11 protein-coding genes are annotated in these 12,778 nt (G+C 70.0%); 2 read left to right on the top strand and 9 right to left on the bottom strand.

Annotation, left to right across the window (positions count from 1 at the left end; genetic code table 11):
• Positions 1-6 precede the first annotated feature (6 nt).
• Genes fliL through J7500_RS04705 form a run of 9 tightly spaced genes read right to left on the bottom strand, consistent with a single transcriptional unit; the run spans position 7 to position 8,849 of the window.
• Complete coding sequence (gene fliL / locus J7500_RS04745; RefSeq protein ID WP_294060329.1) at positions 7-630, bottom strand: flagellar basal body-associated protein FliL; 624 nt, start codon at positions 628-630, stop codon at positions 7-9.
• Positions 631-647: 17 nt separating this feature from the next.
• Complete coding sequence (locus J7500_RS04740; RefSeq protein ID WP_294060328.1) at positions 648-2,093, bottom strand: flagellar hook-length control protein FliK; 1,446 nt, start codon at positions 2,091-2,093, stop codon at positions 648-650.
• Positions 2,094-2,129: 36 nt separating this feature from the next.
• Entirely contained in the window at positions 2,130-2,549 is a 420-nt protein-coding gene (locus tag J7500_RS04735) for a hypothetical protein (protein WP_294060327.1), read from the bottom strand.
• Complete coding sequence (locus J7500_RS04730; protein ID WP_294060326.1) at positions 2,542-3,870, bottom strand: FliI/YscN family ATPase; 1,329 nt, start codon at positions 3,868-3,870, stop codon at positions 2,542-2,544. Before J7500_RS04730 ends, J7500_RS04735 begins: the two co-directional genes overlap by 8 nt.
• A complete protein-coding gene (locus J7500_RS04725; RefSeq protein ID WP_294060325.1) occupies positions 3,864-4,583 on the bottom strand; it encodes a FliH/SctL family protein in 720 nt (239 codons plus the stop codon). The genes J7500_RS04730 and J7500_RS04725 overlap by 7 nt, the downstream gene beginning before the upstream one ends.
• On the bottom strand, positions 4,576-5,586 hold the full coding sequence (gene fliG / locus J7500_RS04720; protein ID WP_294060324.1) for a flagellar motor switch protein FliG: 1,011 nt from the start codon (positions 5,584-5,586) through the stop codon (positions 4,576-4,578). Before fliG ends, J7500_RS04725 begins: the two co-directional genes overlap by 8 nt.
• Positions 5,583-7,238, bottom strand: a complete 1,656-nt coding sequence (gene fliF / locus J7500_RS04715) for a flagellar basal-body MS-ring/collar protein FliF (RefSeq protein ID WP_294060323.1) — start codon at positions 7,236-7,238, stop codon at positions 5,583-5,585. Before fliF ends, fliG begins: the two co-directional genes overlap by 4 nt.
• A gap of 4 nt (positions 7,239-7,242) precedes the next feature.
• Entirely contained in the window at positions 7,243-7,605 is a 363-nt protein-coding gene (gene fliE, locus J7500_RS04710) for a flagellar hook-basal body complex protein FliE (RefSeq protein ID WP_294060321.1), read from the bottom strand.
• A complete protein-coding gene (locus J7500_RS04705; RefSeq protein WP_294060320.1) occupies positions 7,602-8,849 on the bottom strand; it encodes a sigma 54-interacting transcriptional regulator in 1,248 nt (415 codons plus the stop codon). The genes fliE and J7500_RS04705 overlap by 4 nt, the downstream gene beginning before the upstream one ends.
• A gap of 225 nt (positions 8,850-9,074) precedes the next feature.
• Between J7500_RS04705 and J7500_RS04700 the strand changes: the two genes are divergently transcribed.
• The gene (locus tag J7500_RS04700; RefSeq protein WP_294060319.1) at positions 9,075-9,899 is read left to right on the top strand and encodes a flagellin; all 825 of its coding nucleotides are present in this window, start codon (positions 9,075-9,077) and stop codon (positions 9,897-9,899) included.
• Between the two features lie 201 nt (positions 9,900-10,100).
• A complete protein-coding gene (locus tag J7500_RS04695; protein WP_294060318.1) occupies positions 10,101-12,752 on the top strand; it encodes a glycoside hydrolase family 3 protein in 2,652 nt (883 codons plus the stop codon).
• The last annotated feature ends 26 nt before the right edge of the window (positions 12,753-12,778 follow it).

Here is a 12,778-nt window from a genome sequence, read left to right as displayed (position 1 = left end):
GCCCGTTCACTGAACAATGAAATTGGTAAAGTAGACGTTACTTACGCCCCCGAAACCTTCCTTTTCCTTCAGCACGGCGTTGATCGCCTTCACCAGTCGATCCTGGATGTGCTTCTTGCCTTCGGCGCTGAACACCTCGTCTTCGTCGGTTTCGCCCAGTGCCATCAGCACCTGCGAGCGAATGGCGATTTCATGCGTCTTGATGTTTTCGAGGACGCGCTCGTCGTACGGCGTCGAGACCGCGATGCCGACCTGGATGAAATGGACACTGTCGCGCAGATTCGAGGTGAATTCCTTCTCGAGCGGATAATAGGTCGACGCATATTCGTCGCCGCCCTGCGCCGGCGGCAGCGGCTTTCCATGGCTGGCGACGGAAGCATTTTCGGACTCATGCCCCTCACCTTCGCCGCCGCCCGAACCGGCGCGCTTCTGCTCGCTCTTGGGGACGAGACGGGGCTTGTCCGAAACGGGCGCGGCGGGGGCGACGCTGAACCAGCCGGCCTGGACGCCATAGACGGCAGCACCTGCCCCGGTGCCGACGAGCAGCAGCGGCGCGGCGGTGAGGATCAGCAGCTTGCCCAGCTTGCGCTTGCGCGGGAGCGGGGCCTTTTCGTCGGTGAGTTCAACCATGATGGACTCCTTGGATTTCAGGCGATGCGGTCATCGGTTTCGGAACCGTCCGCAGCGGCAGTGCGCGCGGATGCGGGAGCGGAGGGAGTGCGCGGCGTGGCGTCATGACGCTGGCCGCCCTGGCCGGCGGCGCCACCCTCGACGCTGGTCTGGCCGAGCTTGAGCCCACGCGCCTCGGCGAGCTCGGTCAGCCGCGGCTGGGCCTCGGTGAGCATCTGGCGCGCAGCGGGCGTCTCGGCAGTGAAATGGACATGGACGCGGTCGCCCTCGTGCCGGATCGCGACGTCGACATTGCCGAGCGCGTCGGGCGCGAGGCGGATGCGCGTGTCGCGGACCGGCGAGGCATCGCGCATCGCCTCGATCCGCTCGATCATCTGCCCGGTCCATTCCTGGCGGCGCATGTCGATCGGCGCACCGTCCGCCTGGGCGAGTGCGCGGACCTGCTGGTGCGGTTGGAGTCCGGCGTCGAGCGGCTGCGGCGCCAGGGTGATCGACGGCTCCTCGGCGGTGCGACGGAGCGGTGCGGGTACTTCGGGCGTCGAGAAGGCGGCCGCGATCACGGCCGCGGTGGGCTGGGTCTCCGCCCGCGCGGGCGCCGGTGCGGCGGGCGCGAGCGCGACGACGGACCGCGCTTGGTCGGCGGGGGCGCCCGGCTCGCGAGCCGGGATGGGCTGCGGCGCCGAAGCGGGCTGCTGCTGCAGTGCCGCTACCATCGGGGCGGAGCCTGGCGCCGGAGCCGGCGCTGCGGGAGCCGGAGCGGCAGGCGTGGCTGGCACGACCGGCGCATCGCCAGCGCCCGCGGGCGAGACAGGCGGGGCGGACGGCTGCGACCAAGGAGTCGTGCGCGGGGCGGCCTGCTCGCCTGCGCGAGGCGGCGCGGATGTGGCGACCGGAGTTTCGAGGTGGTCATGTGCTACCGGCTTGGCGAGGATGGGCAGCTCGATCGGCTGGCCCGGCTCGCTCGCCGCGGGCGCAGCGGCGGGTTCGCTCGTTATCGGCGCCATCTCCCCGATCGCCGGAAGCACCGGGGCGGCAACGGCCGGGGCGGCCGCCGCGGCAACCCCGGGCTGCGGCATTGCCGGCAGCGCAGGTGCGGGCGTCTCCACCGGCAGCGGCGCCGGCATCCAGACGTAGGGAAGCGCCGCGCCATCGGGCTTTTCTTCCTGATCGGGCTCAGAGCCTGCCGGCAGCTCGGCGTCGCCATCCTCGTCCGGTGCTTCCTTTTCACCGACCGGCGGCAAATCCTTGCCGGGAGCGGCAAGGGCCTGCCGCACGGCAAGCTCGGGCGTAGCCGGGGGGATCGGCGCCGCTGCCGGCAGCGCAATCTTCGCGCCGGGCACCAGCAGCGCGTCGAGCGCAAGCGCGAAGCTGCTCGCCTCGGTGGCAGCAGGCAGCGCGATCGGCGCAGCGCCGGGCAATGCGACGGCGAGCGCAGGTGCAGAGCCGGTAGAGAGCTGGATCAACGTCGAAATCCCCGGTGAAGTCTTCACCGGAGACGTTCAGCAAGGATCGTGCCGATTTTTGCGAGCGGGCGGCAGCGCTTCGAGCGCACGCAAAGCCTTGACCGCTGCTTCGCGCTCGGCGCGCGCGATCAGCTTTTCGATCGCGCTTTGGTCGCGCCGTGCCTCGCGGGTGGCAGCCTGGGCCGCATCGAACCCGCGCTCGGCGACCGCGACGCGCTGCTCGGCGGCCTGCGCCGACTGGTGGAGTCGGTCGCGGTAATGCGCCGCGGCGATCAGATTGGCGGCGGACATGGGCGCGGGCGCCGGGGCGACATTGGCCGCCAGCGCGGCGATGCGCTCGCGCAGATGATGTTCCTGCTCGACCCGCTGGCGCGCACGCAACTCGTCGGCGCGGACCTGGTCGAGCTGGAGCGTGCGGACGCGCAGCAGCCGCCCGAGCTTCTTCGAATCACGCATCCCCGAAGACGCCGGTCAGCTCGGCGACGGCGTCGGCGAGCGGGACGACCTGGTCCGAGGACTGGCGGATATATTCCATCACCGCGGGCTGGCAGGCGATCGCGGCGTCGATCTCCGGATCGGCGCCGGGGCGATACGCTCCCATCAGCACCAGATCGCGATTCTCTTCGTACGTGGCGAGGTGCCGGCGCAGGATGCGCGCGGCGCGGACATGCTCGGGCGCAGCGATGTCGGTCATCACCCGGCTGACCGAGGGGCCGAGATCGATCGCGGGATAGACGCCGCGCTCGGCGAGCGCCCGGCTGAGCACGATATGACCGTCGAGAATCGAGCGGGCGCTGTCGACCACCGGATCGTTGCCGTCGTCGCCGTCGGCGAGCACGGTGTAGATCGCGGTGATCGAGCCGCCGCTCGACACGCAGGTGCCCGCGCGCTCGATCAGGCTCGGCAGCATCGCGATCGCCGAAGGGGGATAGCCGCGCGCCGAGGCCGGCTCGCCCAGCGCCAGCCCGATCTCGCGGCCAGCATGGGCGACGCGCGTCAGGCTGTCCATGATCAGCAGCACCTTCTTGCCGTCGGCGCGGAAGGCCTCGGCAATGGCGGTCGCGCGCAGCGCCCCACGGATGCGGAGCACCGGCGAATGATTGGCCGGCACCGCGACCACCACGGAGCGCGCGCGCGCCTCGCCTGCGACCTTGGTCTCGAGGAAGTCGGCAACTTCACGGCTGCGCTCGCCGATCAGCCCGACGACGACGACATCGGCCTGGGCGGCGCGCACGATCATCCCGAGCAGCACCGACTTGCCGACGCCCGAGCCGGCCATGATGCCAACACGCTGGCCCTGGCCGATGGTGAGCAGCCCGTTGACCGCGCGCACGCCGACGTCGAGCGGCTGGAGCACGCGGCCCCGATCGAGCGGCGACTGGAGCTTGCCCGCGAGCGGCCAGCGACCGGCGCCGCGGATCGGGCCGAGCCCGTCGATCGGCTTGCCCGCGCCGTCGACGACGCGGCCGAGCAGCGCCGCCCCGACCTCGGCCTCGCCGGGCGGGCCGATCGGGCGCACCGGCGCGTCGGGAAGCAGCGCGGCAGGGCCGCCGAGGTTCATCAGCAGCGTGCGTCCGCCACGGAAGCCGATCACTTCGGCCTCGACCGGGTTGGGCCCCGTGCCGATCGCGCAGATCGTGCCGACCGGAAGCGAGAGGCCGACAGCCTCCATCAGCAGCCCGTCGTACGAGGCGAGGCGCCCCGAGACCTTGGGCTGCGCCACGAAGTCGCGGCAGGCGAGCCCGTCGAGATATTCGGCCGTGAAGCGGTTCAGCATGGCGGCAGCGGCACGCGGTCGATCGCCTGGGCGAGCTGGTCGAGCCACAGGTCGCGGCCGTCCTCGACGATCGTCGCCTTGCTTTCGAGCACGAAGCTGCCGCGCGCGATCTGCGCGTCGACGAGCGCATTCACGCCTTTCGGCAACCGATCGGCAAGCGCTGCGGCATCGTCCGGATGGAGCCGGAGCTGCGCCGTCTCGGCGCCCTCAGCGAGGAGCTCGACGGCGGCCTGGATGCGGCGCGACAGCAGCTCGGCCGCGACCGGAGTCTCGCCGACGATCTTGCGGACCAGATGGAGCACCGTGTGGCGGAGCTGCGCGGCAATGGCCTCGCGATCGATGTGCGTGCCCGCGGCGAGCGCCTCGGCGATGCGGGCGAGCAGTGCCTCCTCCTGCCCGCGCGCCTCTTCCGCCTCCGCGAAGGCCGTGGCGCGGCCCTCGGCCACGCCGGCGGCATGCGCGACAGCGATCGGATCGACGAACGGGCCCTGGCTCGCGACCTCGGGAGTGAACGGGTCCCACCCCTCGGTCGGATTCGCATTGGGATCGGCGGGCGCGAAGTGGCGCGGCGCACCTGCGCCTTCGCCGGCGAAGCTGCGGCGACCGATGTTGCCCGGCTCTGCGGGCGAAAAACTGACCGGGCCGCCGAAGGCGCGGCGGATGAGCGGTTCGGCGGCGTGACGTGCGGCGAAGCCGGGGGCGAATTCAGACATATTCGTCCTCGCCCCCGCCGCCCGGCATCATCAGCGATCCGTCCTTCACCATTGCGCGGGCCAGCGTCACGATCTGCTTCTGCGCATCGAGCACCTCGGCGAGCTTCATCGGCCCGCGCGATTCCATTTCGTCGCGGATGCCGTCGGCGGCGCGGCTCGACATGCACGACAGGAAGCGGACACGCACCGCCTCCTCGACGCCCTTGAGCGCCTTGACCAGCAGCTCGCCGTCGACGTTGCGGATGAGCGCCGAGAGATTCTTGTCGTCGAGCTCGAGCAGATGATCGAAGACGAACATCGCCTCCTCGATCGCGCGGGCGACTTCGCGGTCGATCTTGGCGAGCTTGGGCATCACCCGCGCCTCGACCGACTTGCGCGCGCCCGACAGGATCCTGGCGGCCTCGCGGGTGCCGCCGAGCTGGAGGCCCGCAGGCCGCGCCGCAGTGCCGCTGCGCGCCTCGAGCATCGTGCGCAGCGTGTCGAGCGCCTCGGGCGGTACCGGGCCGAGCTTCGCCACGCGGCGCAATATCTGCGGCTGGACCGTCTCGGGCAGATGCTCGAACACCTTGGCGGCGACGTCGGCATCGAGGTTGACGAGCAGCACCGCGGCGATCTGCGGATGCTCGCTCTCGACCATTGCGGCGATCTCCTCGGGCTCGAACCAGGCGAGCTGTTCGAGCCCGCTCGCCGCGCGCGGCGGCATGATCCGGGCGAGCACGCTGCCGGCACGATCGGGGCCGAGCGCGCGAGTCATCATTCCCTCGATCTGCGGCGCCGGATCGAAGCGGACCTGGCTGCGCTCGCGCGCCTTGAACACGAAATCGTCGAGCACCTGGTCGACCTCGGCCTCGCTCACGTCCGCCACGGCGAACATCGCGCGGCCGAGATCGCGGACTTCGTCGGGATCGAGCTTCTGGAGGATGGCAGCCGCCTCCTCCTCGCCCACCAGCATCATCAGCACCGCGGCGCGCTCGACGCCGCTGAAGCTCCGGATCGCATTCATTGCGCGTCGGCCTTGATCATGTCGCGGACCGCCAGCGCGGCGCGTGCCGGATTGTCGCGCGTGAAGCCGCGGACCAGCGCCACGCGCTCGTCATAGCCGCCGCTGCGCTCGATCATGTCGATGCTGACCGCCGGGCCTGCAGGCGCCTCGCCATCGGGGCCGCCGATCGGCAGCGCGGGGCGGTGCGAAGGCTCGTCGCGCTTCTTGAGCAGCGCCTTGGCGAGCGGGCGGACGCCGAGGAACAGCACGAGCAGCGCGATCACCAGCGCCGTGGCATTGCGCGCGGCGAGCGGCACCCAATCGGCATCGTACCAGGCGGGAGCGGCCTTGTCGGCATCGGCGGCGCCGCTGAACTTGCGGCTGATCACCGTCACCTGGTCCTGCCGATTGGCGTCGAAGCCGACCGCGGCGCGCACCAGCTGGGTGACCTGCTGGATCTCCACCTGGCCGCGCGGCTTGCCCGGCTCCTCGCGCAGCAGCACCGCGACCGAGAGGCGCTTGACGTTGCCGGGCGTGGCGCGGGTGACGGAGATCTGCTTGCCGGTCTCATAGGTGCGCGTGAAGCTGTCGCTCTGCTTGGAGACCGGAGTGGCGGGAGCGGCCGGCGCCGCGGTCTGCGCGGCGGGCGTGGCGGCCGCATTGGGTGCGACGATCGTGCTGGCCGGCGGCGGCGTGTTCGACAGCGCGCCGGGGATGCCGCCGGGCGCCTGGCCGTCGCGCGAGGTGCCGGTCCAATTGCCCTGCTCGGCACGGACCACCGCGCCTTCCTTGTCATAGCTCTCGCGCGTCGCCTGGCTCTCGTCGAGGTCGACATCGGCCTGGACCTCGGCGGTGAAATTGCCCGCGCCGACGAGCGGCGTCAGCAGCTGGGCGAGCTGCTGGCGGTATTTGTCCTCGACGCGGCGCTGGAAATCGATCCGCGTGTCGCCCGCCGATGCCCCGCCGTTCGCCCCCGTCTTGGAGAGCAGCGCCCCCATCTGGTCCACGATCGTCACGCCTTCGGGGAGCATCCCGGGCACCGAGGCGGCGACGAGGTTGACGATCGCGCGCGTCTGCGCCTCGCCGAGCACGCGGCCGGGCTGGAGCTTGAGGATCACGCTGGCAGTGGGATTCGCCCGGTCGCGCACGAAGGCCGAAGCCTCGGGCGTGGCGAGATGGACGCGCGCCTCTGCGACGGCGTCGATCTCCTGGATCGATCGGGCGAGCTCGGTCTCGCGCGCCTGGCGCAGCCGCTCGCCCTCCACCGCCCTGCTGACCCCCATCGGGAGCTGGTCGAGGATCTGGTAGCCGCCGGGCGCCGCCTTTGGCAGGTCCTGGCTGGCGAGCAGCATCCGCGCTTTGTGGTAATCGTCCTCGGCGACGGTGACCGAGCCCGATCCGTCGACGCCATTGGCGATGCCGGCGCCGTCGAGCGCCGTCACGATCGCCGCCTTGTCGGCATCGCTGACATTGGCGAACAGGATGCGCTGCGGTGGCGTGGCGATCATCGACCAGGCGAGCGCGGCGGCGCCGATCAGCCCGGCGAGGAAGAGGAAGGGCAGGCTGCGCCTGACCGCAGGCTGCTCGATCAGCCCGCTCAGTTGCCGGAGCGGGTTGGCGAGGCGCTGCGCGGGCAGCGCGGCGGTATCGGCGGGTGCGAGGCTGTTGCTCATGGTTCTAGACCGGCATGCTCATGATGTCCTTGTAAGCGGACAGGAGTTTGTTGCGGACCTGCAGCGTCGCCTCGAAGCCGACCGAGGCCTGCTGGCGGGCGAGCATCACCTTGGCGATGTCGACCGTCTCGCCGCGCTCGTAGCTTTCGGAGAGCGCGCTCGCCTGGTTCTGTGCCTGATTGACTTGGCTGAACGCGTCCTCGAACGCCGAGGTGAAGCTCGCAGGCTTGGCCGGCGCACCCGTCGGCGCCGCGGCGGGCGCCTGGTTGGCACGCTGGAGCGCGGCGTTGCGCTCGAGGATCTCGGCGCGCATCGCCATGATCCGGTCGATGCCCATGGCACCGTTGACGCTGCCGACGCCGCTCATGCCGACATCGCCCGGGCAGAGATGTCCTCACCCTGCTCGCGCGCCTTGGCGAGGCGATAGCGCAGCGTGCGTTCGGAGATGCCGAGCCGGCGCGCGGTCTCGACGCGGCTGCCGTTGCACTCGGCGAGCACTTTCCGGATCGCCTGGAACTCGTGCATCTGGACGATGTTGCTGAGCGTGCCGGCGCGCTCGGCCTGGGTATCGGGCCGGCGGTCGAAGATCAGGTGCTCGGGCGCGATCGCATCGGCCGGCGCGAGCAGCAGGGCGCGCTGGATGACGTTCTCGAGCTCGCGGACATTGCCCGGCCAGTCATGGTCCTGGAGCACCTCGACGGCCTCGGGCGTGAGCCAGGGCAGCGTCGAGCGGGTGCCCGCGTGGCGCAGCACCATCGCCGCGGCGAGCGCGGCGACGTCGCCCGGGCGCTCGGCGAGCGCGCGGGTGGCGAGCGGGAAGACGGCGAGGCGGTAGTAAAGGTCGGCGCGGAAGCGGCCCGCGGCGACTTCGTCCTGCAGGTCGCGGTTGGCGCAGGCGATCACGCGGACATCGACCTTTTCGGGGGTGGTGCCGCCGATCGGCACGACTTCGCGCTCCTGCAGCGCGCGCAGCAGCTTGGCCTGGAGCCCGACCGGCATCTCGGCGATCTCGTCGAGCAGCAGCGTGCCGCCGTCGGCCGCGCGGAAGAAGCCCTGGCCGCCCGAGGAGGCGCCGGTGAAGCTGCCCTTCTGGTGGCCGAACAGCATCGCCTCGAGCATCGTCTCGGGCAGCGCGGCGCAGTTTATCGCGACGAAGGGCTTGTCGCGGCGCGACGAGCCCATGTGGATCGCCTTGGCGAGCACTTCCTTGCCGGTGCCGGTGGGGCCGTTGATCAGCACGGTGATGTCGGAAGCCGCGACGCGCTCGGCGAGCGCGAGCAGCGCCAGGCTCTCGGGATCGGCGGCGACGGGTTCGTAGGGCTGGCGGAGCATCGCGCTGGCGAAGCCCGCGCCCACCGCCGCATCGTCATGCCCGTAGCTGAGCCGCGCGGGGTTGCCGTCGCGGAAGGGGACCGCATGGCGCTCGCCTTCGCCCAGCACCAGCGTGCGCGCCGCGGCGGGAGGCACTTCACCTTCCGCCACCAGGAACAGGTCGCCGGCCTGCGGCTTGCCCTGCTCGCACAATCCGATCGTGAAGCCCTGTGCCCTCAGCGCCGATACCAGCGCGTATTTCTGCCGCAGCACAGCAGCCGACGGAACGATCGATCCCATGCCAGACCCCCCTTGTTCTGGAGGGTGTTTGCGCGATTGTTGGTTAATTCGCAGTAAATCTACGTACTAGGCCCAACTCCTCGCAAAAAAGCCTCTACGCGCGCGCGAAGGGCCGGCGAATTTTTTGCTTAATCGTGCCGACAGCCGGTCGTTCCTTGGCTCGGCGGCTCCGGGCTCCCGTTTCAGGGGGGACGCGGGAAAGCCGACAGGACCAAGGAGTTGAACATGACCGTTATCGGAACCAACACCGCCGCGCTCCGCGCCGGAAACGCGTCGAACATTGCGAACAAGCAGCTGGGCACCGCGATGGAGCGGCTGTCGACGGGCAAGCGCATCAACAGCGCGAAGGACGATGCCGCCGGCCTCGCCATCGCCTCGACGATGACCGCTTCGATCCGCGGCATGAACCAGGCGATCCGCAACGCCAACGACGGCATCAGCCTCGCGCAGACCGCCGAAGGCGCGCTGGGCGAAGTCTCGAACATGCTGCAGCGCGTCCGCGAGCTCGCCGTCCAGGCGGCTTCGGGCACCTATGACACGACCGACCGCACCAACATGGATGCCGAAGTCGACCAGCTGCAGGCGCAGATCGACGACATCCTGACCAACACCAAGTTCAACGGCGTGACGCTGTTCGACAAGACCGCCGCCGGCAAGGTCGACGTGGCGATCCAGGTCGGCAGCAATTCGGGTGACACGGTGACGCTCTCGATCAAGGGCATCGACGGCACCAAGCTGACCGCGACGGCGCTCGACGTGACCGACGCCGCCAAGGCCGGCACGACGCTGACCAACGTCGACGCCGCGATCACGGCAGTGAACACGACCCGCGCCTCGCTGGGCGCCGGCCAGAGCCGCCTCGAGTCGGTGGTGAACAACCTGACCACCAACGTCACCAACCTGAGCGACGCGCGCAGCCGTATCGAGGACGCGGACTTCTCGTCCGAGACCGCGGCGCTCGCCAAGGCGCAGATCCTGAGCCAGGCCTCGACCGCGATGCTGGCCCAGGCCAACCAGAGCCAGCAGAACGTTCTCTCGCTTCTCCGGTAATCGCGTGCCGGTCGGGGTGTCACCCCCCTGACAGGCATCGCGGCCGGTCAACCCCTCGATGTAGGAGGGGGCGCACGGGGAGCCCCGGCGGTCCATGTGGCCGTCGGGGTTTTCCTTGCCCCGATGCAAACGGGATGGCTGGTAGCGCTACCACATATGCGTTAGGCTCGCTCCCAAACGAGAGTTGGGAGAGGTGCCAAAGTGAAGAAGAAGCTGTCGATCGCCCTTGCGTTGCTCGCGTCCGCCGCCTGGGCGCCGCAGGCCATGTCGCAGACGGCCGCGCCCGATGCGCCGGCGTCGCTGCACGACGCCTCGGCGACGCCCGAGCAGCGCGCCCGCGACCTCGTCGCACGCATGACGCTGGAGGAGAAGGCGCGCCAGCTCGGCCATACCGCGCCGGCGATCCCGCGGCTGGGCGTGCCCGCCTACAACTGGTGGAACGAGGGCCTGCACGGCGTCGCGCGCGCCGGCTTCGCGACGGTCTTCCCGCAGGCGATCGGCATGGCCGCGTCGTGGGACCAACCGCTGATGCACCAGGTCGCCGACACGATCGCCACCGAATTCCGCGCCAAGTTCGTCGACCGCCGCCATCCGGACGGGGGCAGCGACTTCTACCGCGGGCTCACCGTCTGGTCGCCCAACATCAACATCTTCCGCGATCCGCGCTGGGGCCGCGGGCAGGAGACCTATGGCGAGGACCCCTTCCTCACCGGCCATCTGGGGGTTTCCTTCATCACCGGCCTGCAGGGCAACGATCCCAAGTTCCTCAAGACGGTCGCCACCGCCAAGCATTTCGCGGTCCATTCGGGGCCCGAGAGCAACCGCCACCGCGAGGACGTCTATCCCTCGGCCTATGACCTCGAGGACACCTATCTCCCCGCGTTCCGCAATGCGGTGACCGAGGGCAAGGTCGCCTCGATCATGTGCGTGTACAACGCCGTCTATGGCGTGCCGGGCTGTGCGAGCCCGCTGCTGCTCGAACAAACTCTGCGCCAAGCCTGGGGCTTCAAAGGCTATGTCGTGTCCGACTGCGGCGCGGCGGCGAACATCTATCGCGAGGATTCGCTCCACTACGCCAAGACCGCGCCCCAAGGCGTGGCGCTGGGCTTCAAGGCGGGCATGGACCTGATCTGCGGCGACTATCGCAACAACATGACCACCGAGCCCGAGAACATCGTGACGGCGGTCAACACCGGGCTGCTGCCCCAGGCCGTGATCGACCGCTCGCTCCAGCGGCTGTTCGAGGCGCGCTTCCGCCTGGGCGTGTTCGATCCCCAGCTTCCCTTCGGGAACATCACTGCCAGGGACTATGACACGCCCGAGCACCGCGCGCTCTCGCGCAGCATGGCCGAGGCGTCGATGGTGCTGCTCAAGAACCAGGGCAATCTGCTGCCGATCAAGGGCGAGCCCAGGACGATTGCGGTGATCGGCCCCAATGCCGACAGCCACGATGCGCTGGTCGGCAATTATTACGGCACGCCGTCACAGCCGGTGACCGTGCTCGACGGCATCCGCGCACGCTATCCCAATTCGAAGATCCTCTATGCCCAGGGTACCGGGCTGGTCGGCCCCGCCGAGATGCCGGTGCCGGACAGCGTCTTCTGCGTCGATCCGGAGTGCAAGACGCCGGGGCTCAAGGTCGAGTTCTTCGACGGCCTCGAGCTCCAGGGCGCCGCGACCGAGACCAGCACCGTCCCCAACGCACGCTTCGAGTGGCGCGGCGACCGGGAGAGCTCGGCGCGCTGGACCGGCACTTTGGTCGCGCCCGAGACGGGCGAGTTCAACTTCCGCTTCGCCAGCGAGAATGGCTATCGCGTCTGGGTCGGCGACAAGCTGGTGGTCGACGAATGGGGCGTGGGCGACGCGCCCTCGACACTCTCGGGCAGCATCGCGCTCGAGAAGGGCCGCAAATATCCGATCCGGGTCGAGGGCTTCCAGCGCGGGGTGCGCAGCAAGCAGCAGCTCGTGTGGAGTCCGCCGAGCGCCAACGGCGACGACGCCGTCGAGGCGGCCAAGCAGGCCGATCTCGTCGTGTTCGTCGGCGGGCTTTCGGCGCGGATCGAAGGCGAGGAGATGAAGGTCAAGGCAGAGGGCTTCGCGGGCGGCGACCGCACCAGCCTGGATCTGCCCGCGCCCCAGCAGAAGCTGCTCGAGCGCGTCCATGCTACGGGCAAGCCGACCGTGCTGGTGCTGATGAACGGCAGCGCGCTCGCCGTGAACTGGGCCGATGCCAACGTGCCGGCGATCGTCGAGGCCTGGTATCCGGGCAGCGAGGGCGGCCATGCGGTCGCGCGGCTGCTCGCCGGTGACTTCAGCCCCGGCGGGCGCCTGCCGGTGACCTTCTACAAATCGGCCGACCAGCTTCCGGCGTTCAACGACTATTCGATGAAGAACCGGACCTACCGCTACTTCACCGGCGAGCCGCTCTACCCCTTCGGCCATGGGCTCAGCTACACGCACTTCGCCTATGCCGCGCCGCGATTCAGCAGCACGCGGGTGACGGCGAAGGGCAAGGTCAACGTCTCGGTGAACGTCACCAACGACGGCGCGGCGGACGGCGACGAAGTCGTCCAGCTCTATGTCGCGCATCCGGGGGTGACTCCGGCGCCGATCCGCGCGCTCCAGGGCTTCCAGCGCATCCACCTGAAGAAGGGCGAGACGCGCCGCGTCGAGTTCACCCTCGACAGCCGCGCGCTGAGCCTGGTCGACGACAAGGGCGTCCGCCGCGTCACGCCGGGCAAGGTGCAGCTATGGATCGGCGGCGGCCAGCCCGTCGCACGCTCCGGCCTGGCCCAGCCCTCGGGCGTCGCAGCCGAACTCGAGGTGACCGGGACCGCCGTGCTGCCCAAATAATCCCGCCGTCGCGTGGATTGACGGAT

It is taken from the genome of Sphingomonas sp. (assembly GCF_017744835.1).
Lineage (GTDB): Bacteria > Pseudomonadota > Alphaproteobacteria > Sphingomonadales > Sphingomonadaceae > Sphingomonas.
The sequence above is the reverse complement of the archived record's forward strand: the minus strand, read 5'-3'. Positions and strand labels throughout refer to the sequence as shown.